General features: G+C 37.8%; 20 protein-coding genes and 2 pseudogenes. 14 read left to right on the top strand and 8 right to left on the bottom strand.

All coding sequences use genetic code 11. The features are described 5' to 3' along the window. Positions 1 to 57 precede the first annotated feature (57 nt). The 3 genes from CXF71_RS19220 (at position 58) to CXF71_RS19230 (ending at position 3,591) form a co-directional block, all read left to right on the top strand. Positions 58 to 1,608, top strand: a complete 1,551-nt coding sequence (locus tag CXF71_RS19220; RefSeq protein WP_101234543.1) for a capsule assembly Wzi family protein — start codon at positions 58 to 60, stop codon at positions 1,606 to 1,608. A gap of 125 nt (positions 1,609 to 1,733) precedes the next feature. Beyond that, positions 1,734 to 2,630 (top strand): glycosyl transferase, encoded by an 897-nt coding sequence (locus CXF71_RS19225; protein ID WP_101234942.1) that lies wholly within the window; start codon positions 1,734 to 1,736, stop codon positions 2,628 to 2,630. A 97-nt stretch (positions 2,631 to 2,727) separates the two neighbouring features. Beyond that, the gene (locus CXF71_RS19230; RefSeq protein ID WP_101234544.1) at positions 2,728 to 3,591 is read left to right on the top strand and encodes a glycosyltransferase family 2 protein; all 864 of its coding nucleotides are present in this window, start codon (positions 2,728 to 2,730) and stop codon (positions 3,589 to 3,591) included. A 128-nt stretch (positions 3,592 to 3,719) separates the two neighbouring features. Here the strand turns inward: CXF71_RS19230 and CXF71_RS19235 are convergent, their stop codons facing one another. Next, on the bottom strand, positions 3,720 to 4,601 hold the full coding sequence (locus tag CXF71_RS19235) for an alpha-1,2-fucosyltransferase (protein ID WP_101234545.1): 882 nt from the start codon (positions 4,599 to 4,601) through the stop codon (positions 3,720 to 3,722). Between the two features lie 153 nt (positions 4,602 to 4,754). Here CXF71_RS19235 and CXF71_RS21740 point away from each other — a divergent pair. From CXF71_RS21740 to leuD, 7 genes and pseudogenes are all read left to right on the top strand, one after another. Next, a pseudogene (locus CXF71_RS21740) lies at positions 4,755 to 4,901 on the top strand (GDP-mannose 4,6-dehydratase); the annotation flags it as partial. A 10-nt stretch (positions 4,902 to 4,911) separates the two neighbouring features. Further along, positions 4,912 to 5,628, top strand: coding sequence for a DUF1796 family putative cysteine peptidase (locus tag CXF71_RS19245; RefSeq protein WP_157826803.1), 717 nt, complete (start codon positions 4,912 to 4,914; stop codon positions 5,626 to 5,628). A 96-nt stretch (positions 5,629 to 5,724) separates the two neighbouring features. Then, a complete protein-coding gene (locus CXF71_RS19250; RefSeq protein ID WP_101234547.1) occupies positions 5,725 to 6,390 on the top strand; it encodes a glycosyltransferase family 25 protein in 666 nt (221 codons plus the stop codon). A gap of 405 nt (positions 6,391 to 6,795) precedes the next feature. Then, on the top strand, positions 6,796 to 8,391 hold the full coding sequence (leuA, locus tag CXF71_RS19255; protein ID WP_101234548.1) for a 2-isopropylmalate synthase: 1,596 nt from the start codon (positions 6,796 to 6,798) through the stop codon (positions 8,389 to 8,391). Between the two features lie 72 nt (positions 8,392 to 8,463). Further along, complete coding sequence (leuB, locus tag CXF71_RS19260) at positions 8,464 to 9,552, top strand: 3-isopropylmalate dehydrogenase (RefSeq protein ID WP_101234549.1); 1,089 nt, start codon at positions 8,464 to 8,466, stop codon at positions 9,550 to 9,552. Position 9,553: 1 nt separating this feature from the next. Continuing rightward, positions 9,554 to 10,969 (top strand): 3-isopropylmalate dehydratase large subunit, encoded by a 1,416-nt coding sequence (gene leuC, locus CXF71_RS19265; RefSeq protein ID WP_101234550.1) that lies wholly within the window; start codon positions 9,554 to 9,556, stop codon positions 10,967 to 10,969. 136 nt (positions 10,970 to 11,105) lie between these two features. Further along, positions 11,106 to 11,702, top strand: coding sequence for a 3-isopropylmalate dehydratase small subunit (gene leuD / locus CXF71_RS19270; RefSeq protein ID WP_101234551.1), 597 nt, complete (start codon positions 11,106 to 11,108; stop codon positions 11,700 to 11,702). A 478-nt stretch (positions 11,703 to 12,180) separates the two neighbouring features. On the opposite strand, the gene CXF71_RS19275 is transcribed toward leuD, so the two are convergent. Continuing rightward, a complete protein-coding gene (locus CXF71_RS19275) occupies positions 12,181 to 13,845 on the bottom strand; it encodes an AAA family ATPase (protein WP_101234943.1) in 1,665 nt (554 codons plus the stop codon). A 215-nt stretch (positions 13,846 to 14,060) separates the two neighbouring features. Here CXF71_RS19275 and CXF71_RS19280 point away from each other — a divergent pair, with 215 nt between their 5' ends. Together CXF71_RS19280 and CXF71_RS19285 are read left to right on the top strand one after the other, a co-directional pair. Then, positions 14,061 to 15,392, top strand: coding sequence for a multifunctional CCA addition/repair protein (locus CXF71_RS19280; RefSeq protein WP_101234552.1), 1,332 nt, complete (start codon positions 14,061 to 14,063; stop codon positions 15,390 to 15,392). Positions 15,393 to 15,632: 240 nt separating this feature from the next. After that, the gene (locus CXF71_RS19285) at positions 15,633 to 16,208 is read left to right on the top strand and encodes a hypothetical protein (protein WP_101234553.1); all 576 of its coding nucleotides are present in this window, start codon (positions 15,633 to 15,635) and stop codon (positions 16,206 to 16,208) included. 65 nt (positions 16,209 to 16,273) lie between these two features. Here CXF71_RS19285 and CXF71_RS19290 read toward each other — a convergent pair whose 3' ends face one another. The 6 genes and pseudogenes from CXF71_RS19290 to CXF71_RS19310 form a co-directional block, all read right to left on the bottom strand. Next, positions 16,274 to 16,456 (bottom strand): hypothetical protein, encoded by a 183-nt coding sequence (locus CXF71_RS19290; RefSeq protein WP_232771549.1) that lies wholly within the window; start codon positions 16,454 to 16,456, stop codon positions 16,274 to 16,276. Positions 16,457 to 16,668: 212 nt separating this feature from the next. After that, a complete protein-coding gene (locus CXF71_RS19295) occupies positions 16,669 to 17,301 on the bottom strand; it encodes an alpha-ketoglutarate-dependent dioxygenase AlkB family protein (protein ID WP_101234554.1) in 633 nt (210 codons plus the stop codon). An 83-nt stretch (positions 17,302 to 17,384) separates the two neighbouring features. Then, positions 17,385 to 17,798, bottom strand: a complete 414-nt coding sequence (locus CXF71_RS19300; protein WP_101234555.1) for a VF530 family DNA-binding protein — start codon at positions 17,796 to 17,798, stop codon at positions 17,385 to 17,387. 178 nt (positions 17,799 to 17,976) lie between these two features. Next, positions 17,977 to 19,083: an ethylbenzene dehydrogenase-related protein gene (locus CXF71_RS21745; protein WP_232771575.1), complete on the bottom strand. Its 1,107-nt coding sequence runs from the start codon at positions 19,081 to 19,083 to the stop codon at positions 17,977 to 17,979. A 153-nt stretch (positions 19,084 to 19,236) separates the two neighbouring features. After that, positions 19,237 to 19,788, bottom strand: a pseudogene (locus CXF71_RS21750) (NapC/NirT family cytochrome c); the annotation flags it as partial. Between the two features lie 390 nt (positions 19,789 to 20,178). After that, positions 20,179 to 21,807, bottom strand: a complete 1,629-nt coding sequence (locus CXF71_RS19310) for a cytochrome D1 domain-containing protein (RefSeq protein WP_101234557.1) — start codon at positions 21,805 to 21,807, stop codon at positions 20,179 to 20,181. Between the two features lie 421 nt (positions 21,808 to 22,228). Here CXF71_RS19310 and CXF71_RS19315 point away from each other — a divergent pair, with 421 nt between their 5' ends. After that, on the top strand, positions 22,229 to 22,795 hold the full coding sequence (locus tag CXF71_RS19315) for a bacteriohemerythrin (protein WP_101234558.1): 567 nt from the start codon (positions 22,229 to 22,231) through the stop codon (positions 22,793 to 22,795). Positions 22,796 to 22,989: 194 nt separating this feature from the next. Further along, positions 22,990 to 23,361 (top strand): c-type cytochrome, encoded by a 372-nt coding sequence (locus tag CXF71_RS19320; protein ID WP_198559920.1) that lies wholly within the window; start codon positions 22,990 to 22,992, stop codon positions 23,359 to 23,361. Positions 23,362 to 23,549: the final 188 nt, after the last annotated feature.

Genomic DNA, 23,549 nt, shown 5'->3' on the forward strand with positions numbered 1-23,549 from the left:
TTAAACTTAGTTTATTAATAATTTTTCTCGATGTACTGCACTTTTTAGGACGTTTTAATGTTGTTAAAGCCTAGTTTGGCCCTTTTATCTTTATTTTTTTTACACGTAAGTTTTGCCGCTCCTTGGGTAGAACCAGATGATCTCGCCTTAAGAAATGATATTCAATTACTTGCTGATAGCGGTATTATTACGGCACCCGTGACCACCTATCCATTGATGTGGAATGCGATTAAAGATGACATTTTATCAGCTAATATATCTTTACTAAATGATGAACAAGTACAAGCCCTTAACCATGTAAGGTTTAGCTTTAAGTACGCTTCGGGCAATCAAAACATCACTAAAAAAAGTGTTTACCTCGCTAGCAGTGCTAATCGCTTTACTAGTTATGGTAATGATAATTTCGATCAAGGTAATATTGAATTATCAGATGAATTTTTTGTTGGTAACCTAGCGGGTAAATTACAGATTAATTATCGTCTGGGGTTAGACGATAACCCAGAATTAAACCAAGGAAATGATGTAAACCTTGACGGTAGTTATTTGGCCTACAAATTTGGTAACTGGGTGTTAAGTGCTGGAGCCATTGAACGCTGGTGGGGGCCAGGTATAGATACTAATTTAATCATGACAACCAACTCAAGACCGTTACCATCGATAGCAATCACCCGTGATAACTCGGCAGCTTTTGAAACACCTTGGTTAAGTTGGATTGGCCCTTGGACACTTACCGCGCAAATGGCGCAATTAGAAAGTGATCGTACAGTTGCTGATACCTTAATGTGGAGTGCGCGTGCCACTATTCGTCCTTTTAGGGGCTTAGAGATAGGCACTGCTTGGTCATTTCAATGGGCGGGTGAAGGTCAACCAAGTTCCATGAAAGATTTCTTTAAAATTCTTTTAGGTGGTCAGGAATGTGCTAATGAGCAACCCAATTGTGATCCTTCTTTAAATACATTCCAAGGTAATCATGTAGCCGGTTATGATATCCGCTGGTCTGATACTGTAATAAATTTACCTTACGCACTTTATTACCAAACAATTGGTGAAGATGGCTCACCTAATGCAGGCATAATTACTGACAAAGCTACTATGTATGGTATGGAGACACGCTTCACCCTGTTTAATCAGCGTATATTGGCAAATTTAGAGTATACCGATACGCAAGTTGCCTGTGGCGGCACAGGTACAACTGACCTCAACTGCTTTTATGAACATGGCACATACCAGTCAGGCTATCGTTATTATCGACGTACTATTGGCTCAACTTATGACAATGATGCACAAACACTTGTCGCTACCTTTTTAATCCAAACCACTGCGGGTAATAGCTGGCAATTAAAACTTAGAAAAGTGCAATTAAACACTGATAATATTGATCGCTTCCCCGATGATATAAATATGGGCAATCCGGTATCAAAAGTAGCCGAAGATGTTTTACAGTTTGATGGTCAATATAAGTTTATTGCTTTTGACTCTCGTTTTACCCTGGGAGCGATAGTGACCAACTCAAAATTCGACAATAATAAGAGTAAGATAAGCAACGATCCTAACTATGAAGATGGCACAGAATTAGATGCCTATATAAAGTGGGAATATCGCTTTTAAAACTCCCTTGTTATGGGAGCTTGTTAAGTCGCTTAGTAAATAATAAACCGATAATTTTAAAGAATATAAATTATGGTATACTTCGAAGCTTAAAAACTATAATTAACCCAGATGCGAAAGAGCTAATGAAAACAACAACGACTACTTATGCGCCTCGCTGGTATAATACTTATGCCATTCACTTCTTCCGTTTGATTGTTGAAAAAATATTACCATCATCTTGGTTTAGAGACACTTTACCTCCTGAAGATAAACGTACTGCCGTTGATGGCTTTTTCAATCTAGAAATAGTTAGTCACTGTTGGCAATATTCAAATATGCTTAGCTATCAATTAAGCTCATTTGTGAATCACCCACCAACAAAGTGCGCGCTTACCGTTACTATATTTTACGGTAAAGAAGACCATAAAACCCAAGCTGTACTAGATTTTTTTAATACAAAAACTGTTAACAATGTCACTTGGAACTTTCAACAGCTACCAAAGAGTAAGTTATTCAGACGCGCAATAGGCCGTAATATGGTGGCACGCTCAAGTAAAGCCGACTGGCTTTGGTATACCGACTGCGATATTATCTTTCATGAAAATTGTTTAGATTCTCTGGCTGAACAGCTCCAAGGGAAAACAGACAGCCTATACTTCCCTAGAGAAGAGCGCACTACAGAGATGCTTGCGCAAGACGACCCAATGCTTAGTCAAGACAGCGTTCCCCAATTAGTAAATATAGAAACACAAAACTTTAGCTTACATTCACGTGATAAAGCTAAAGGTGCTTTTCAAATTGTTCATGGCGATGTTGCACGTGCTATTGGCTATTGCGAAGGACTAAGCATTTATCAAACCCAGTCGCTACATTGGTGTAAATGTTATGAAGATCGTGCTTTTCGATGGTTACTCGGGAGCCAAGGAACACCTATAAACGTCGACGGTGTTTTTCAAATTAGGCATGTTCATAAGGGGCGTTACACAAAAGATACTTTTGCTTCAAGAATTAGAAGTAAGATCAGAAGAATCCAAGAGTAAACCACTCTTACCTAATCTTGGATGACTATTCATTCAGAATGTATTAAATCAAAATACTTTTTAGAATACCTCTCAAGAATAATTAAAGGTTAGCTCAATGAAATTTCATATCATTATCGCCATGTATAACGTCGAAGAATGGATAGTTGAAAATATTGCTATGCTCAGACAGCAAAGCTATCAAAATTTTAATGTTGTTATTATTGATGACCTATCCACCGATAGTACCATTAATCTTGTTAACGATTCTATAGACGACGATAAGCGCTTTAACTTTGTTATCAACACCGAAAAGAAGTATAAAACCCGTAATGTTGTCGATGGTATTACTTACGCTAATGCCGCCGCTGAAGATGTTATTATCCTGCTTGATGGCGATGATAGACTCTTCGATAAAAATGCCTTACAAACTGTAGCCGATACCTACCAGAAAGATGACTGTTGGATGACATATGGCAGCTTCATTCGCTCAGCCGGGCGCAAGAAAAACAATAGAGCTTATAAACAAAGTGTTATTGATGCCCATAGTTACCGACAAAATAAATGGTTAGGCTCTCACTTGAAAACTTTTAAGTATTCCCTCTGGTGTCAATTGAATATGAATATATTTCAGGTGAATGACCTTGAAGTTAATAATGCAGTGAAACGGTGTTTATTAAGTTTTAATCTTAAACGTTGGTTTTCCTGGCGGAAAATCAAAGCAATTGATTTACACGACGCTTCAGGTTTATATATTAAACGCGTGGATGACAAAGCTTTTTCTTACCCTATGTTAGAAATGTCAGGTGTAAAAGCAAGTTTTATCGACTCACCACTTTACTACTATCGTAATGATGTTACTGATTATAGTAGTGCTATGCGCAATTTCGGTGTGCAAAACAGTGAAAAAGAATATACTCGGATTATTCGAGATATTTTAATTCATAAAAAACCTTATAAACGACTTAATTCTTTAAACTAACGCCACAAATAGTTTTGTATATAACACTAAGTTTAAAGGTATGCTCAACACTTGTATTATAAATTAAATTCACTTAACTCTATTAATTTATAATACAAGGTTATCAATTTCGTGAAAGATAAACAACGTTAAGCTGACGCTTTCACTTTAAGCCATTCGGACGGTAAAACGCCTGTAGCTTTGGTATAGTGCACCCATTTATCAGGGCATATTACCTTTTTATTCTCATTAGCGTTTAACCACGCGCCCCACCAACTAAAACTACTATTAGCAATAATATTGTGTTTGCACAAACTCATTAACTGCATGTCACGATATGAGTTATCACCACTATTCCAGTCAACAAATTTAGCTTGTTCAAGGTTTAGGTTTTCTTTACACCACGGGATGTCGTCAGAAAAGACAATAAACGCTGGATTTTCGACTAAAGCGTTAATCTTCTCTACTGCTCGTTGGTAATATGATAAATCACAAATACCACCAAAGGCTTTATGTTGCACATAATCACCACGTCTTACATGGATAGAAACCGATGAACTCTCTGTAATGTAATGAGATAATTCGATGTTTTGCTCAAGCTCAAATTCAGGAAAATTTAGATTAGCCTTAAGCTCTACTTCAATACCCGCTAGGTATTTGGCATGTTGCCAGTAGCCTTTATAATAGATAGCAGTATTTGCTTCACCGAAGCTTTTTTCATGAAAAGTAAAGTGCTCTCGCTTAGGTTCTAAAATATAATTATTGTTGATTGCTAATTTATTTTTCAAACTACTAAGGAGTTTAGTAAAAACATTATTATCTTTTCTTACTATGCTGCGTTGTTCGGTTGTACAATAATTTGCATCAAGTTTAAATATGCCTTCTAATTCGTAACCATTATGCAAACGGTAAGTCGCCATATCTAAGTTATCTAAATATACTTGCTCTTGATGTTTTTTAGCTAAGGCTAAATAAAAGGCATATTGAAAAAGTTGATTACCAAAACCACCTGCGACTTTTACAATTTTCATACATTCTCTTTAATAGGGTTTGTTGTGATATTTAGAATAATAAGGCTCTTTAGCGCTGCGTTTCAGTTTACCATGAGCACCACGACTCATGCGAATTTAAGCGCATAATATTTAATGAGTAAATAAAAAAAGCAGCTAGGCCATCTATATTTTATTTATTGCAAATACTTTATAATTATCGGCATTACAGGGAAAGATGGCTCATAGCTAGCCAAATTTACTTTGGAAAAATGTTATGAAGTACACGGCATTAATCGTCGCGCTTCATTATTAAATACCGAACATGTTGATCATATCCATTAAGGTAACCATGAAATACGATACTATCATCCCTATTGGCGCTAACTGCAGGGTTGCACAAGCCCTTAGAGATCTAAAGTTAAGGCAAGCAGCCTTTCCTCTAGATTGGACGTTGAACAGTGCTCAAGCAGTGCTAGCACTATTTAAAAGTGACTTTGATAACTTCTTTTCTTCAGCTAGTTGCCAAGAGAAAGTCACAACCTCTCAAAAGGGAAAAAATTACCCTTGGGTGTTAAACACACAATACCAAATTGGTCTTATGCATGAACACCATTGGTCAGAAGAAAGAGTTATAACCTATCAAAATCGAATCAACGCTCTTCAACAATCATTAAACGCTGACAGAGTACTATTAATTCGCTGGGATATGAAAGCGCCATTTCACAATGATCCAACCCATGCTGAGCATGAAAAAAGAGATACAGATTTCTTTGAACAAGAAGATTCAATCGCTCATTGTTATGCGCTCAAAGATTTATGTAATGAGAAATACTCAGGCAAGATAGACTTATTAATTTTTCATGCTGACGAAATAAAAGAGCAAGATAAAAGACCTGACGTTTGTTATCATCATATTGACTTTTCAACAGCTAAAACTAAAGGAAAAGTAAAGGAATGGGATCGCACGGCAATAAAAGAAGCATTAATAGCGCTTGATATACAGCTTGAGAATCCAATAACTGAGTTAAGTCGCTTTGCAAAAATGAGAAGTTACTTCTCTAGGTAGTAATTAATACTCCTACTCGTTTTATCGATTGATTATTTAAATTAATTTAGGAGAGAGTAGTTATTACTTCGTTATAAAAATAGTTATGGAGTAGATATGAAGATATACGTGCTTACCGTTGGTGATCAGCAAAGGCTTGATCTTATTGCACAACAATTAGGAAATATAGAGTATGAGCTAATATACTCAGAATCAGAAGAGGTTTTAAATGAGTATAATAAAACATATTCTGATAGGCAGCTAAAATTTAATACTAGAACATTAGGACTTGGAGAAATGGGGGCTTGGCGTATTCATGTCAGAGCATGGGAAAAAATAGCTCAACAAGAATGTCCCTGCTTAATATTTGAAGATAATGCACTAATTAGTCCCGACTTGGCTGAAAATCTCCCACAGATAATGTCAGACATTCGTGATTATGGGATGATTTCATTCGCAGAGCACCCAAAAAGAAACGTAGAAGCTATGCCATATCAAATAACTCGCTGGAACTTACCGCTCTACATGTATGGTGTCACTCCATTTTATGCCGATGCAATTCTCTCCAGGATAGAGAAACTCGGTTATACATTTCCAATTGACGGTTGGATTAGAAAAGGAAAAATAACACAAATTCGGGTTTTTGCTACATCATATAAACTCGCATCAAGGAGACCAAGAAAAGTGTTAGGCAGTTATGCTCAAAAAAACATTCCTAAAAAATCATACAAAATCACCTATGTACTCTATAGGTTATTTAACAAAATTAAATATCGAATTTAGATTAGTTTAAAGTAAACATTGAGCACCTAGAGTACAGACTTATACCGCTTTGTTATAGACATGAACATTTTAGCCATTGACCCCCTAGGCTAAGTGCGCTATTAATAGTACATTGAATATTTATCTTCTAAAAAGAATATTTATTAGCTTTTTTCGTATTTTTAAACAAATGCTAGTAACAAAACAAATATGACTAAATTGATTAAGCACATTAAGACTAACCTTCTCCTCCTCGCACTCATCGTGCGCGGTTAGGTTTTGTTGCTTCTTCAAAAGTTTAAATATTGAGAACTAAGTAGAAAATAAAATAAAACCCGCGCTAACAATCGCGGGTTTTTTTATGTCCGCAGTTAATAGTGATAATTGAACCATAGACATCAGCAAAGTTTTAAAGGACAGGAAAATATGAGCAGCCCACACGCTTCTAGCAATAAAGTGAACAATGACCAAGTTATTATTTTTGACACCACCTTACGTGATGGTGAGCAAGCATTAAACGCCAGCTTATCGGTCCATGAAAAACTTCAAATAGCTTTGGCCATTGAACGTTTAGGCGTAGATGTAATGGAAGTCGGTTTTCCTGTTTCTTCCCCTGGTGATTTTGAATCAGTTCAGCAAATTGCACGCGTGGTAAAAAATGCTCGTGTTTGTGGTTTAGCACGCGCAGTAGAAGCAGATATCGATGCCTGTGCCCAAGCGTTAAAAGTTGCTGACCAATTTCGTATCCATACTTTTATTTCAACGTCTGATGTTCATGTACAACAAAAATTACGTAAAGAATTTAGCGATGTAGAAGCGATGGCCATCCACGCGGTGAAACATGCAAGAAAATACACTGATGATGTCGAATTTTCCTGTGAAGATGCTGGTCGTACCCCCATTGATAACTTATGCCGCATGGTAGAAAGTGCCATTAAAGCCGGTGCTACCACAATAAATATTCCTGATACGGTTGGTTATACTCTACCCTTTGAATTTCAAGGCATCATCACTGACTTGTTTAATCGCGTGCCTAATATTGATCAAGCGATAATTTCTGTTCATTGTCATAACGACTTAGGTTTAGCCGTTGCTAACTCAATGGCGGCAGTGCAAGCCGGAGCTCGCCAAATTGAATGTACCATCAACGGTATTGGTGAGCGTGCTGGTAACTGCTCTTTAGAAGAAGTTGCTATGATCATGCAAACCCGTCAGGCCTTGTTAGGTGTTAGAACCAATATCAATCATCAAGAAATAGCACGTGTATCTAAGTTAGTTAGCACAGTATGTAATATGCCCGTGCAATTAAACAAAGCCATTGTAGGCGGTAACGCTTTTAGCCATTCATCAGGCATTCATCAAGATGGCATGTTAAAAGCCAGTAATACTTACGAGATCATGACACCTGAAAGTGTCGGTATCGCAAAAACCAAGTTGAATCTAACTTCTCGTAGCGGTCGTCATGTCATTAAACATCGTATGGAAAGTCTAGGTTATCAAGAAAGTGATTATGATATTGAAGAATTATATGCTGATTTTCTAACATTAGCGGATAAAAAAGGTCAGGTCTTTGATGATGATTTAGAAGCGTTAGTCTTTAAACTACAACAAAAAGATTTAAAAGATTTTTTCCAGTTAGACACGATTAATGTGCAATGTGGTAATGGCGAGTTTTCTACTGCAAGTATTAAACTTATCTCAGGTGAAGTAACCGGTGATAAAGGAAATACCAAAGTTCATGCGGCAACAGGTAACGGTCCAGTTGATGCACTTTATCAAGCAATTAAACAAAGTGTTGATATTGAATTTGAAGTCAGTGATTACAAAATATCAAACAAAGGCTCAGGTGAAGACGGTTTAGGCCAAGCTGACTTAGTTATCATTTGGCAAGGTAGAAATTTCCATGGTTACGGTTTAGAAACCGATGTTATTGAAGCATCTGGTCAAGCATTGATTAATGCACTAAACAGTATACATAGAGCAATGACAATTGCCGATTTGAAATCAGCAAAACAAGCTTAATCGCTTTAAAAACAGACATTAACAGTAGCGAATAAATCGCTAAAAAGTTTCTAAAATATAAAGGTTATAAACATGTCCAACATAGCAATTTTAGCCGGTGATGGTATCGGCCCTGAAGTCATGATTGAAGCTAAAAAAGTATTAGCTACAGTAGCAAGCAAGTTTGATTTTGCAATAACAACTAAAGATTTTGATATTGGTGGTGCCGCCATTGATAATCACGGTAATGCTTTACCAGAATCAACCATGGCCGGCTGTGAAGCAAGCGATGCGATATTATTTGGCAGCGTTGGTGGTCCAAAATGGGCAAACTTACCACCAACAGAGCAGCCAGAGCGCTGTGCATTACTAGGTCTTCGTGGACATTTCGATTTATTTTGTAATATGCGACCAGCAACATTACAACCTTCATTATCTGCACTTTCTACATTACGCAGTGATATTTCTTCACAAGGTTTCGATGTATTAGTTATTCGTGAGCTAACCGGTGATATTTATTTTGCTGAGCCAAAAGGCCGACGTGGCGAAGGTGAAGAAGAAACCGGTTTTGATTCTATGTTTTATTCACGCCGTGAAGTTAAACGTATCAGCCATCTTGCTTTTCAAGCTGCGCAAAAACGTAATAACAAAGTAACGTCTGTTGATAAAGCTAATGTACTAGCGACTAGTCAATTATGGCGTCAGGTTGTTGAAGAAGTTGCTGTTGAGTACCCTGATGTTGAGTTAGAGCACCTTTATGTAGATAACGCCGCTATGCAATTAGTCCGCGATCCTAACCAGTTTGACGTGTTGCTTTGCCCTAACTTATTCGGTGATATTTTATCTGATATTTGCGCCATGATCACCGGTTCAATGGGTCTACTACCTTCAGCGAGCTTAAACAGCGATGGTTTTGGTATGTATGAACCTGCTGGTGGCAGTGCCCCTGATATTGCAGGCCTTGGTATAGCTAACCCTATTGCGCAAATCCTATCGGCCGCTTTAATGCTTCGTTATAGCTTAAATCAAGGTGTCGCAGCAAAAGCAATCGAAGATGCAGTAAGCAGTGCCTTAGATAACGGTATTTTAACAGCCGACTTATTACCAGCCAACGAACGACAAAATGCTAAATCAACCAGTGAAGTGGGTGATTATATTTGTAAACAGATAGAGAGCGCTTAAGATGACAATTTCTACTCCGCAAACCATGTATGAAAAATTATGGCAAAGCCACTTAGTTGAAGAAGCTCAAGGGGAAACACCATTATTGTATGTTGACCGTCACTTAATTCATGAAGTGACCTCACCACAAGCTTTTGCAAACTTACGTTTTCATAACCGCCCTGTACGTCATCCTGAACGTACTATTGCGACCATGGACCATAATATTTCAACACGTTCAATTAAAATTGATGCTGCTGGTGAAGGTGCTGCCAATCAATTACGTGCGTTAGCCATTAACTGTAAAGATTTTGGTATCGAACTTTTTGATATGGGACATAAAAACCAAGGTATCGCACATGTTATTGGGCCTGAACTAGGTCTAACATTACCTGGTACTATTATTGTTTGTGGTGACTCTCATACAGCAACACATGGCGCTTTTGGTGCCCTTGCTTTTGGTATTGGTACCTCTGAAGTAGAACATGTTTTTGCGACGCAGACATTACGTCAAAACAAAGCAAAAACGATGATGATTGAAGTTAAGGGCCATGTTGGTGCTGGTATTAGTGCCAAAGATATTATCTTAGCCATTATCGGTAAAACGGGAAGTGCTGGCGCAACAGGTTATGTGGTTGAATACTGCGGCGAAGCTATCGAAGCGCTAAGTATGGAAGAGCGCATGACGGTGTGTAACATGAGCATCGAATTTGGCGCAAAAGCAGGTTTAATAGCACCAGATCAAACCACATTTGATTATGTAGAGGGTAAAGAATACGCACCTAAAGGTGACGTATTTGAGCAAGCCGTTGTTGATTGGACAAACCTAAAATCTGATATTGATGCAACATTTGATGCGGTATTAACACTTGAAGCAAAAGATATCAAAGCACAAGTCACGTGGGGAACAAACCCAGGGCAAGTTATTAGTGTCGACGGTATTGTGCCTTCACCAGAAGACTTTAGTGACCCCGTTGAAAAAGAATCTTGTATTAATGCTCTTAAATATATGGGTTTAACGGCTGGCACCAAGATGACAGATATTCAAGTTAATAAAGTATTTATTGGCTCTTGTACTAACTCACGCATTGAAGATTTACGCGCCGCTGCCGGTGTTGTTCAAAAATATGAAGGTCAGCAAGTCGTCGATACTATTGATGCCATAATCGTTCCTGGCTCATATCGCGTTAAAGAACAGGCAGAAAGTGAAGGGTTAGATAAAATCTTCATCAATGCTGGTTTTGAATGGCGTTTGCCTGGTTGCTCAATGTGCTTGGGTATGAATGATGATGTACTTGCAGAAGGTGATCGCTGTGCATCAACCAGTAACCGTAACTTTGAAGGTCGTCAAGGTCGTGGTAGCCGTACTCACCTAGTGAGCCCTGAAATGGCTGCCGCTGCAGCAATCACTGGTCACTTTGTTGATTTAAACGCGTAACGATTATCTTTTTGCTATTTAAAGCAATTAAGGTGTCAATAGTACTCATTGACTAGCGTCAACTCCGTGCTATTTCCTGTTAATTACATGAAATAGCTTCAAGAGAAATCGCTACTAAGAATTTTAGGAAAAGAAAATGGAAAAATTTAACACACATACAGGTTTGGTTGTGCCATTAGATATCGCCAACGTCGATACCGATCAAATCATCCCTAAGCAGTTTTTGCAAAAAACTGAACGTGTAGGTTTTGGCGTGCACTTGTTTCACGATAGCCGCTACTTAGATCATGCTGGCACGCAGGAAAATCCTGATTTTGTTATCAATAAGCCAGAATATAAAGGCGCAAGTATCTTATTAGCCGGTGAAAACTTTGGTTGTGGTTCAAGTCGTGAGCATGCGCCTTGGGCACTACAAGAATACGGTTTTAAAGTTATTCTTGCGTCAAGTTTTGCTGATATTTTTTACGGTAACTGTATCAACGTTGGTCTTTTACCGATTAAATTAAGCGAAACAGAGATAGAACAATTATTTAAACTATCTCCTGATGCTCAATTAACACTTACCGTTGATCTACCAAATAATACCGTGACGTGCGGGGAACTATCTTTTAAGTTTAGCTTGAATGAATTTCAGCAATATAGTTTAGAAAATGGTGTCGATAGCGTCGGTTGGACGTTAGATAAACTTGATACCATTAAAGCTTTTGAAGCGAAAATGCCAGCTTGGCAATAAGCCTTTTATACCAAGTTGATTAAGTTCTTTCCCACTCAGCGAGAATTAAAAGGCTTAGAGACAAGGCATTGATTGATGAGAATGGTTATTCAGGAGAATATGCTCCTGCATTCTCTAAGAAGCTACATCCATGTAGCGTCCTTATCAAAATCAATAACGATGTGTATAAGCCTTTTAAACTCGCCCTTGGGAACTTACTCGATGCCCATTAACTTCGTTAAATTAATTTGATTTAGAGTGACTAAACCGAAATGAATTTTCCTTGTTATTGAACATCGAGTATAGCTCTGAGTTGGGAAGAAATTTTATCAAATTGGTATGACTATAAAAGTGTTATGCCATAAATAAAAAAGCCCTAATAAGTGATTTCTTATTAGGGCTTTTTTATAACTGAAAATACCTAGGTTAATAATCTAATAGTCAAAAATGACGTTATGATTATATTGATTATTGTTAAAAGTTTTTAATTAGTCATTGCTCACCAGTTAGTTAATGCCGGTAAACTGAACTTTTCACCTCTGTAAGAAAGGATGACTTGTTGAGGTAATATTTTCTCCACAATCAAGTTGTCACCGATAGCGTCGCCTTCATAACGATCGCGACCATTAACCTTTATCCAACCTTCGCCATCACTAGCATAGATATGCTGTTCAAACTGCATACTAGGTAATGCATTTTGTATCTGCCGCGACATTTGAGATAATGGTTTAATGCTTGTCGCCTCATTCATATCAAAAGCTAATGTGTTAGGTTCACTCAGCTCATTTGATGATTGTTCAGCTGTGTTAGAAAGGTCATATTGATAATTATTCTTTGGCTTACTGTTCGTTTCGGTTTCATCAATAGCCGCTTGAAAGCGTGCCAATAAATCATTGGAAACACCTTCAACTTTGGTCACTTGATAATTCAAATCAGCATTAGCTATCCCTTGATTATCCTTTATCAAACGTTGCTTATTAGCGCTGATAATGAGCATCTCATCTGTCTTACGCTCGTTAACCGTTTTTGTAACTGGGATTACTTTTAGTTCTTTGTTCTTTATTTCCGTATTATCTACAGCCTTCGCGGTGACAATTTCTTCATCTAATGTAGAAGTTGCTTGAACAGTGTTTTCTGTAGAAACACCTACTGGGATGATAACCTCTTTATCTAGCACTACTTTTACTTCAGTATTAGTCACTTGTTCTTGTTGATTAATAACCATTGATTCATTAATAGGGGTCGGCGTTTGTCCCCACCAAAAGCCTGCTAACGCAAAGAAAGCGGCAACACTTAATGCTGTAGTAAAAATCAAAGCACCGTTATAATTCACTCTTTCTTGTTGACGAGTTAAATCGTCACCTAATGCTCGATCTGCTGCCAAAATAACAGTTTTTTTATTCACAAGACTGTCATTTTGGTTATACGCCAGCATCAATGCGCTATGACAAAGCAAATTAGTGAGTCGTGGTATGCCTTGAGAAAGTTGATGTATTTTAGCTAGCGCAGCCTTATCAAAAAGTGGTCTTGCACAATCAGCAACCGTTAATCGGTGTTGAATGTATTGGCTTAACTCCTGTTTTGTTAACGGCATTAAATGATATCTAGCGGTTATTCGTTGCGCTAATTGACGTAAATCACGGCGTTGTAATAATTGCTGTAATTCTGGCTGACCAATTAAAATCACCTGTAATAACTTTTTAGTATTCGTTTCTAAATTAGTGAGTAAACGTAATTGTTCAAGTACTTCTGGCTGTAAATGCTGGGCTTCATCAATAATCAATAACGTATTGATATCATTCTCATGGTTTTTCAGCAGTTTTTCTGAAATTTTATCCGTTAGATTTTTTAAACTAGCATCTGTTTTTCGATAACGAATCTTTAGCTCATCACACAGTGTCGCTAAAAGTTCTTTACTAGAAAGCGTTGGGTTTAAAATAAATGCAGCTTGGGTGTTATCGGGTAATTGCTCCATTAAACAACGACTAATGGTTGTTTTACCGGTACCGACCTCCCCTGTTAATAACGCAAAACCGCCGACCTCACCTAAGCCATAAGTTAAATGTGCCAGTGCTTCCCTATGACGATCACTCATAAACAAATATTTAGGATCGGGGGATATTGAAAAAGGTAATTCACTTAATGAGAAAAAATTGCGATACATGGCGTGTGCTGGACAAGAAAAGTAGGGTACAAAATTAACTGCTTGCTTGGTAGATGTCAAAGAGTTAGATAATTTAGCGTAATATAAGAAATATTTTACTTGAAAATAGATTTCCATAGCCGACATTAATTGCGGTTTTGTTCACTGACTATCTCGGAACTTATTACGCTATTATGGTACACTTTATTTAACATTCGCTTCATTTTGGTCGTACTTTGTTAACCAACAACTCTGAAATTAAAAATAGCCAACTTAACACTTACTTAGTCGGTGGTGCGGTGCGCGATATGCTACTTAATCGCCCCATCAAAGATAAAGATTATCTAGTGGTTGGTGCCAGTGTTGAGCAAATGAAAGCGCTAGGTTATCAGCAAGTCGGTAAAGATTTCCCCGTATTTCTGCATCCAAAAACCAAAGCAGAATATGCCCTAGCGCGTACTGAACGCAAACAAGGTCAAGGTTATACGGGTTTTAGCTGTTATTTCGCCCCCGATGTGACTATTGAAGAAGATTTAAAACGACGAGATTTAACCGTTAATGCCATGGCTATGCATGACAATGGAGAAATAATCGACCCCTATAATGGCCAAAAGGATCTTAATGATCGTATTTTACGCCATGTCAGTGATGCTTTTCTTGAAGACCCTTTACGTGTACTTCGCGTAGCACGTTTTGCCGCACGTTATCATAAATATGGTTTTACCATTGCTGAAGAAACACTCCGCCTAATGCAGGAAATAAGTGCCAGTGGCGAGTTAAAAAGTCTAACGCCTGAACGTGTTTGGCAAGAAATGCAATTAAGTTTGGCTGACGGAGGCGCTAGTTCTGACACTAATTCAGGTAATCCTGAAGTATTTTTTGAAGTACTAAAACAATGTAATGCCTTAGCAGAATTATGGCCTGAACTTGACGTTTTGTGGGGTATTCCCAACCCTGCGCTTTGGCATCCTGAAATATGCAGTGGCCTACACACCATGATGGTTTTACAACAAGCCGTTTTGTTAACACAAGTAATACCTGTTGAACAAAGTGACAATAAAACGGCAGTGCGTTTTGCTGCTTTATGTCACGATTTAGGTAAAGGCATCACCTCAGATAAACTATGGCCCAGTCATAAAGGTCATGAAAAAACAGGCTTACCTTTAGTTGAGAAAATCTGTCGACAACTAAAAGTACCTTCACACTACAAACAACTTGCGCTAAAAGTGTGTGAATTTCATTTACATTGCCATAAAGCATTTGAACTTAAAGCCAGCACGTTATTAAAAATGTTTGACCAACTCGATATTTGGCGTAAACCAGAAGAGTTTGAATTATTTTTGATGGCGTGCAAGTCTGATTTTTTAGGCCGTTTAGGTTTTGATAACCGCCCTTACCCACAAGAACAGTATTTACAAGCCGCAGTAAAGGCAGCAAGACTAGTAACAGCAAAACCCTTTATTGAACAAGGTTTGCAAGGACCCGCTATAAAAGAAGCAATGGCGAAAGCAAGGTTAAGCGCTATTGTAAAAATTAAAGCTGACTCTGCGCATTTAAACCCTACTTAGCATTAATAATAATCAAATAAATAGCTTTACTGCGACTTAGTGAGCATATCAATTAAGTCGCATGGTAAAACACATCTTCAAATACTACAGTACAAAATACCGACAACAATTTATTGCAGGGTGTTTACAAACGACAACAACTTATTAGCCCCACTTTCACTATGCTATCACTATCAAATTTATATTAAGTTTACGTAACGCTTAATTTCTTAAAGCATAGTAATAAGTAAGGTGGTTAATATGACAATGCAAATAGCTTCTTCTAGTAACTTTACTTCAGTTCACACCATTCAATCGGTTATGCCTGTCATACCTCAACCAAAACCAGGTCCTGACTTTAGCGATATTTTGACACCTGAGCAAAAAAACACAGTACAACAAAGTACTGATGACAAAATAGCAGAGCAAGTTGAAAACGTGAAATCAAACTACCAAACGGCTAAAGATATTGATTTGATGCAGTCTTATTATCAGCAACAGCAAAAACTCTTTGATATTTACCTACAAACTAGTACTGATGCCAATTCATCATTAAGCTCTACTCAAGCGAGTGATAATCGAAGTGCGGTGTCAACATTAACTAATACCTATGCTGAACTCTATGAATTACATCAGACGGTAAAAAATGGTGCTGATAAATTACCTAATATTGGCAATGAACATGAAGGCATAGCAACCTTACCCGCAAGTTCAGTTACCAATACTAATGGGATAGTGAAAAGTGAAAACAATCAATCATTAGCGCATAAACAAATAGATACTTACAACAGTTTAATGATGCCAAGTACTGCATCTTACGTACACCTGAGTGCTTAGCAATTTACAGTGTTTATTTGCACTTTAAGTTCTGCCATTTGCAACTTACCGATTAAACTGTAGAACTAATGTTTGATTGCTTTGAGTAAGTTCAATTCAAGTAATAAACACTGTGGTAACCATAACCACAGTGTTAACGCTAGTACGTAAGCAAGATTCACATCAAAGTAAAGTCCAATCAGACTTGCCACATAGATTACTGCTCGATTACCATATAAAAGGTAATGCCGTTTCTTTTCAATTGTCATAATGTTCACCATTAATATGATGCACAAACTCAGTTAACAATGCTTGTGATATAGGGTATTCCTTTAGCTATTTATCGGCCAAAGCGAATAAAGAGTAAGCATTAATTAACCTGGCATGTGCTTTTTGACACTCGTTGGTCTTCAATGATCTTTAAAGAATATTGTGCATTTTTTAAGCCAGAAGACTTATTAATTGAAGTCACAAACTAAGATCATTTAAGTTCAGGTTTGTCTATCGTTCTAAAGGTGAGGTTTATCCGTGGCTCAGAGACTTTTTTGGTTGGGGGTAAACGGTGTAACCAGTGTTGCTGGGTAGTACCTTTCATCACTAACAAGCTACCGGGTTTAAGTTGCAAGGGCACAACTTGTTTGGAAAGCTTATGTTTAAAGGCAAATTTTCGCTCCGCACCAAAGCTTAATGAAGCAATAGCCCCTTGCTCTTTTAAATCAGCCTCGCCATCGCTGTGCCAAGCCATGCCCTCTTCACCTGAGTGGTAAAGATTTAATAGACATGAGTTGTAGGTTTCATTGGTATGCTGTTCAACTAACTTTTTGAGTATTAATAACTCGTTAGTAAACGCCATAGAGTGCCTAGTGACGCCAGAATAGCTATAAGCAAAAGGTTTACCGTCAATAGTATCGGCGCACCATGCAACTTTTCTTTTCGTTTCAATGATATTACCTAACACGAAAGCTTGATCACAGCGCCAAGCAATGGTGTTAAATAACCGCTCAAAATAATAGTTACTATCACTAAGCGGCATAATTTCGCCGTAGTAATTAACCACACCATCGGCTGGTAAAATATTAATCGGCTCATCGAGCAAAGAAGAAAATAAATCCATGATTAGATAAAAGAGCCTTAACGATGATTACTAACTTAGAGAATGGCTTAGGTCATAACTTAGGTAATAACTTAGGTAATAAACTACCTGCTACCCCAAGGATTAGTAGGACCGGTTCTAGCAGAACGCTCTCGGGTTTTCTCTGCGGTCTTTACACGAATTTCTTCAGCATCCTCAAGACTAAGTTCTTTTGGTGGTCTTTGCTCTAATCCTGCAGGCACAATACGATCACGTGGTGGTAATTCAAAGTTAGCATCATCAGCTTTAGGTAAGCTGTTATATTGATACATATAAAAGGCTTCAACCTTTTCTTGTGCCCATGAGGTCTTTTTCAAGAATTTTAAGCTCGACTCAATGCTGGCATTTTGCTTAAAGCAATTTAGGTTCATGTAAGCTGATAAGATTTCAAAACCGTAATGGTCAACTAAGGTCGTTAAAACAGTCTCTAAACTTGTGCCGTGTAATGGGTTTGCTTTGTAAATATCTGAGTTACTCATATTTTTTCCTAACATTTCATCATCATTCAATCGTTAGATTATACCTTATCGTTGTATTTCAACAAACCGAATCAAAAATAAAAAAACCGTAGAGTCAATATCACAATATTAGTGACATTAATCTATACGGTTTTATACTTTACAGCTATACAGCTATACAGCTTTATGGTGTTAGAAACTATTGCTTAGTAACATTTACTTCCGCATCAGCGTTATCCAGTGCTAATTTATAACCAAAAGAAACATGGTGATAACGAGCGCTTGAGTAATCGTCATGTATTGCAAAACCAAAGTTGTACACTTTACCTGCTTCAATGCTGACATCACCGGCTGTATCAGACTTAAGCTTACGCTTAACAATGACTGACCAAGTACCATTTTTAAGTGACGCTTCAACCGTTGCACCCACGCCTTTATGCATGTCGCGTTCTGCTAAAATCTGGCCATCTTCCACTTCTTTAGTACCTGATTTATAGCGAACAACATCCATAAATTGATTGGCCGATTGGGCTGCATCAATTTCGCTTTGATCTTTCAGTTTATCCCAGCCACCAAGTGCTTTACCACCACGACCTTTAAGTTCTAATTCAGTACGCGACTCTTTAAGGTACTTAGTGACGCCAGTGCCTGAGCCAGTAGTGAAGTTTAAGCGGTTAGCTAAATCACTGCCCTTCAATGCATCACCATCAGGTGCAAACGGCATAGAGTTAGCATCAGCATGACACGTACCCCAACAACCTGCTCTGTCTGCGTACTCAACATCATCAGTTGCTAACATAAAGGCTAATTTCATTGGGTTTTCTGGGTCCATTTTACCGCCATCAACAAAGGGAACAGCAGCATGCTCACCTTCAGGCCAACTAAATCTTAAATATAGATGTTCAGCATCATGTGTTGAATCAATCGTTACATCAATATGGCCACGTTTTCCAGGGATAACATTAGGTTCAAGTTCCTTCTCACTTTCACCTGTCACTATATTATTACCAATATCAGCTATCTCTTCACCATGACATTCAATACAGCGATCACCTTTACTAAAGGCACGTTTACCACCATGTGAACGACCTAAAATCCATTCAATAGAAGCAGTACCTGGGTAGAAAACACCAATATCTTTTGAACTTGCTTTACCCCAATCAACATTAATATTACTTGCAACAGGCGCAGCAGCTTTTGATGGTTTGCTGGTAGTTGCATTACCCACTTTACTAGGTACTACGCTAGCCAGTGCTTCTTTAACGGCAGCCGCAATTTTTTGCTCAGTTTTTGCGTTTTCAGCCATTTTTTCTTCTTTGACTGTTGCAGCTGCTGCAGCTTCTTTTGCTTCAACACGTGCTAAACCATCACGATAAGCTTGTGGCACTTCTCGAATATAATCCGGATTTGGTGCTTCTAACTTTTCTAATTCTTCATCAGAAAGCTTGTCGCGAACATTGTGATGCGCAATACCTTTATGACAATCGATACAGGTTTGTCCCGTTTCAAAAGCATTTAAATGTTGCTTACGTGCTCGTGGTTTTTGAAACTCAGGATTCATTGATTCAAAGTTATGACAGTTACGACACTCTCTGGAATCAGTTGACTTCATGGCGCCCCAAACACTTTGGGCCAATTCAAATCTGTGCTCATTAAATTTTTCTTTCGTATCAAGCTTACCAGTTAACCAAGAGAAAACTTCTTTTGACGCTTGAATTTTACGAACAACTTTATGTATCCAAGGTTTAGGTACATGACAGTCAGGACAGCCCGCTCTTACGCCTGTTCGATTAGAGAAATGAATTGATGGTTTGTATTCTTGATAAACGTTGGCTTCCATTTCATGACAGCCAATACAAAATTCAGTGGTATTGGTCGCTTCCATCGCTGTGTTAAAACCACCCCAAAAAATAATACCCACGACAAAAAATAATACGGCACCTGAAACAGTAGTACCCCAAATTAATCTGCGTGACCAAAAACTAGGTTTTAAAAAAGTGTTATTTGCCATAATTGACTCTTGAATTGACTCTTAATAAGTTCAGCTCTCTTCCCTTGAACAATAAAGCGTGAGGGAAATTATTATCCACTGCCTTCCTAATTAATCTTAGTAAGGAAGTCACAATGCTTATAAGGCGTAGTAACCTGTGTATAAAATACGGTTACAACCCTTTCTATTTTCACTACTAATAATCATTTAAAATGAAAATAAAAAGGGCACGGCATTAGCCATGCCTTTAATTACTTAACCTGGTATTGAAGCGTTTAAATATACACTTCGGAGTATTTAACCTTGCAGCTAGTCGGTTCAAATTCAAGGAGAAAGCGCGGAGTTGACACATGTCAATGAGCACTTTCGACAACGAAGTTGAGCCAAATAGCAATAAGGTTAATACTTCAACTAGGTTTTGTGATTCATACGGTTATGAACGTTAAACTTACCCGTTGGGGTAGTTAAACCTTTAATGCGGTATAACTCTTTAAGCGTTTTTGCATCATAAACTACAATTTCACCCGTTGGATTTTTAGCATCTTTACGGTTCCAAACTGAAACCCAAACTTCAGAGCCATCGTTGTTAAATTCCATGTGAAGTGCCGCTTTACCTGGCTCAGTTGTTACACGGATAGTTTTAACAATTTTATGGGTATCTTTATCAAATACTTGCACTGACTGTTGAACTTCTGGCTCAGGATGCTTAAGTTGATCAGCCCAAACGTATTGTGAAGTTTCATGGGTACGGATGAATGCACCAGCACCATCTGTTTCAACTTCATAACAAAGTTTCCATGCTTTATCTGGGTGACCCATAGGATCGTTACCCCAAACAGAAACTAGGCCAACACCTAAGTGAGTTGTGCCGCCAACAGGACCACATTCTTTATCAATCCAGTTAGCACCAGGACCAGGATGTGGTAATGCATCAACTTCGATCATTGCTTCTAATTTACGTTCGATAGTATCGATAACAACCATTTTGTTTGATGCGTTAGCAGCAATTTGGAAGTAACGACCTGAAGGGTCAAAGAAACCATCATGTAAGAATTCAGCTGAAGCGATGCTTGTAATCGTTAAGTTATCTAAGTCGGTATAATCAACTTGTAACATTTGACCTGTTTCTTTAACAGCTACGATAAATGAAGAGGTTAGCGGCGAAGTATAAATAGCCGCTACACGTGCTTCATTGATGAATTCACCTTTAGTATTGTAACCACGAGTAGAGACAACTTTAAGTGGGTTTAACGTTACAGCATCCATAATAACGAAATGCGCAGGCCAGTAACCGCCAGCAATAACATATTTTCCGTCACCCGAAACAGCGATATCTCGAGCGTCATAAGCCATTTTAGTTTCAGCCACTAACATTTTGTCAGGTGTTTGCCATAAATCGATCTTGTTAACTTTACCGTCACGACCTATGGTGTACCAAAAACGACCAACATCTTTTGCATGGTCAACTTTATGGTGCTCAGTACCTTTGATTACATGTACTGCGTAACCGGTATCGATATGGGTGATGATTTTCTTAGTATCGCCATCAATAATTGCCGCAGTACCTGCGTCACGTTCGATAACAACAAAGAAATTTTTCCAGTTTAAGCCGTGCATTGGCTTAGTTGGATAATCTTTTGGTGCAACATACTCTTTAGTATGTGAGCGCATTTGCTCTAAAGACATTTCTGGTGGAACAGGTGGTTCCATTTGGATGAACGTTGCTAAGTTAGCAATTTCTTTCTTAGTGAACAAATCATCAAAGTTGTTCATGCCGCCTTCAGTACCTAAAGCGATAATTTTCTCTAAACGCTTTTGACCTTTTTTCAACGTATTTTCTGGCTCAAGGTTTTTACCCGTAGCACCTTTACGTAAAGTACCGTGACAACCAGCACAACGTTGGAAGTATTGTAATTTTGCTTTATCAAAGTCAGCTTCAGACAATGTTGGCTCTGCCGCTGATACTGTCATACTAAGACCAGTAGCAGCCATACCGATTGCAAGTCCAAGTGCTGAAAGACCATAATTCACTTTTTTCATTGGGTACTCTCCAGATTTTAAAAATTAGTTTTTTTGTTAAACAAGTTAAATAATGATGCTTTACCTTCGTTTAACTGATTAATCATTTTCATTTAGTCGGTCAGAGTTATTAAAATTCAATCGACTGAAATTCTGATAAAAAAGGCATCTTCAGGAAAATTGTTTACACATAATGTGTTAAACCTTGATGCGTTCTTTATGTAACGAAATATTACTATCAGCACTATCAGCTATATCCACTTTTGAAAATGTGATGCAGATCAAGTTTAAAAAAAAATAATTGTTAATGAATACACAAGTTGATCAAGGTCAACAAATGACGCTTTCAATTATAAAAATACTACTTGTTCATCAGTATTAAGCGCTACTATTCAGTCAACGTTACAAACACTTAACCATATTATTTTTAGGGGTATTATTTATGGAGAATCGCACTAAGTCTTTTATTTATGCGGCTATCATCGGCTTAATTATTGTGGCCATATTTTTAGGTTTTTTATCAAGTATGGCCAATCCCATCTCTTGGATTTTAATTGCGGTGTTGGTTCTGATTCCCATTCTTTACAAGAAAAAATCTAATCCTACTCAAGTACTGTGGCGTGAGGAGTACAGTGTAGGCATAGCTCATATAGATGATGATCATAAAAAGCTGATCAGTTTATTAAATAACTTCAGCATTGCTTACGACTACGCCATGAGTGAGTCTTTTGAAAAAGAAGCGTTAAACGAATTAATTAGCTATACCAAATATCATTTTGAGCGTGAAGAAAAAATGATGGAAGATAATGACTATCCCGATTTAATCGCCCATAAAGCGCAGCATAAAGTGATGATTGAGCAAGTTGAAAAATTTGTACAGCTATACAATGACAAAGGACATGATGCCCTTGATGAAATTGCCAGTTTTTTATCTGATTGGTTAATAAATCATATAAATGGTACCGATAAACAGTATTCTGAGCACCTACATAATAAGGGTATTCATTAACACTTAATCACACAAACTTCACAGCTAAACACAATAAAGAGCTTCCTTGAGGCTCTTTTTTTTGTTAATCCCTCTTTCGATGATTTAAATCAAAAAAGCCCCGCACTTCCTTATCAAAGTATGATCTTTGACAAAAAACTAATCCCCTAAGCGTTATAAGGTTAAGCCAACTTAGAAAGCACAGTGGAAATCAAATGAGTTCTTTAAAAATCACCTTAAGCTGCTTAGTTATGGCTACTCATTTATTAAGCCTTACCTTTGTTACAGCCGCTTTTGCAGTAAACCTTGTCGGCAGCGAAGACGAATTACCTCAAGCACGTAAAAATCAACTGACCCATATAGTTCAACAAGATTGCGGATCTTGTCATGGCATGACCTTAAAAGGTGGTTTAGGCCCGGCTTTATTACCTGAAAACCTTGCAGGGAAACCCGTTTTTTTATTACAACATACTATTTTACATGGCCGAGCAGGCACAGCTATGCCGCCATGGAAAACGCTACTAACAGAACAAGAAGCGTTATGGATTTCCCAACAATTAAAAGCAGGAAAAATTGCGAAGCAGTAATACAAAACTAATCACACTAGCAATAATGAAGACTGGCCGTCATTTCAAGCAGTAATAGCAAGGACAGGCTGTCATTCCCGTAGTCGCTTTACCTACACGGATGTAGGCACTTAGCTTTGGTCTGGAACTGCAAAGCTGAATCGGGAATCCATCTTTATTTATAAAAAATTTAATAACAATTTTAGGAA

The sequence above is a fragment of the Colwellia sp. 12G3 genome, assembly GCF_002836775.1.
In the GTDB taxonomy this organism is placed as follows: domain Bacteria; phylum Pseudomonadota; class Gammaproteobacteria; order Enterobacterales; family Alteromonadaceae; genus Colwellia.

Bases quoted from the DNA above. Each gene is read 5' to 3' on its own strand.
- CXF71_RS19220 (WP_101234543.1), top strand. From the start codon at position 58: ATGTTGTTAAAGCCTAGTTTGGCCCTTTTATCTTTATTTTTTTTACAC.
- CXF71_RS19225 (WP_101234942.1), top strand. From the start codon at position 1,734: ATGAAAACAACAACGACTACTTATGCGCCTCGCTGGTATAATACTTAT.
- CXF71_RS19230 (WP_101234544.1), top strand. From the start codon at position 2,728: ATGAAATTTCATATCATTATCGCCATGTATAACGTCGAAGAATGGATA.
- CXF71_RS19235 (WP_101234545.1), bottom strand. From the start codon at position 4,601: ATGAAAATTGTAAAAGTCGCAGGTGGTTTTGGTAATCAACTTTTTCAA.
- CXF71_RS19245 (WP_157826803.1), top strand. From the start codon at position 4,912: ATGAAATACGATACTATCATCCCTATTGGCGCTAACTGCAGGGTTGCA.
- CXF71_RS19250 (WP_101234547.1), top strand. From the start codon at position 5,725: ATGAAGATATACGTGCTTACCGTTGGTGATCAGCAAAGGCTTGATCTT.
- leuA (WP_101234548.1), top strand. From the start codon at position 6,796: ATGAGCAGCCCACACGCTTCTAGCAATAAAGTGAACAATGACCAAGTT.
- leuB (WP_101234549.1), top strand. From the start codon at position 8,464: ATGTCCAACATAGCAATTTTAGCCGGTGATGGTATCGGCCCTGAAGTC.
- leuC (WP_101234550.1), top strand. From the start codon at position 9,554: ATGACAATTTCTACTCCGCAAACCATGTATGAAAAATTATGGCAAAGC.
- leuD (WP_101234551.1), top strand. From the start codon at position 11,106: ATGGAAAAATTTAACACACATACAGGTTTGGTTGTGCCATTAGATATC.
- CXF71_RS19275 (WP_101234943.1), bottom strand. From the start codon at position 13,845: ATGTATCGCAATTTTTTCTCATTAAGTGAATTACCTTTTTCAATATCC.
- CXF71_RS19285 (WP_101234553.1), top strand. From the start codon at position 15,633: ATGACAATGCAAATAGCTTCTTCTAGTAACTTTACTTCAGTTCACACC.
- CXF71_RS19290 (WP_232771549.1), bottom strand. From the start codon at position 16,456: ATGACAATTGAAAAGAAACGGCATTACCTTTTATATGGTAATCGAGCA.
- CXF71_RS19295 (WP_101234554.1), bottom strand. From the start codon at position 17,301: ATGGATTTATTTTCTTCTTTGCTCGATGAGCCGATTAATATTTTACCA.
- CXF71_RS19300 (WP_101234555.1), bottom strand. From the start codon at position 17,798: ATGAGTAACTCAGATATTTACAAAGCAAACCCATTACACGGCACAAGT.
- CXF71_RS21745 (WP_232771575.1), bottom strand. From the start codon at position 19,083: ATGGCTGAAAACGCAAAAACTGAGCAAAAAATTGCGGCTGCCGTTAAA.
- CXF71_RS19310 (WP_101234557.1), bottom strand. From the start codon at position 21,807: ATGAAAAAAGTGAATTATGGTCTTTCAGCACTTGGACTTGCAATCGGT.
- CXF71_RS19315 (WP_101234558.1), top strand. From the start codon at position 22,229: ATGGAGAATCGCACTAAGTCTTTTATTTATGCGGCTATCATCGGCTTA.
- CXF71_RS19320 (WP_198559920.1), top strand. From the start codon at position 22,990: ATGAGTTCTTTAAAAATCACCTTAAGCTGCTTAGTTATGGCTACTCAT.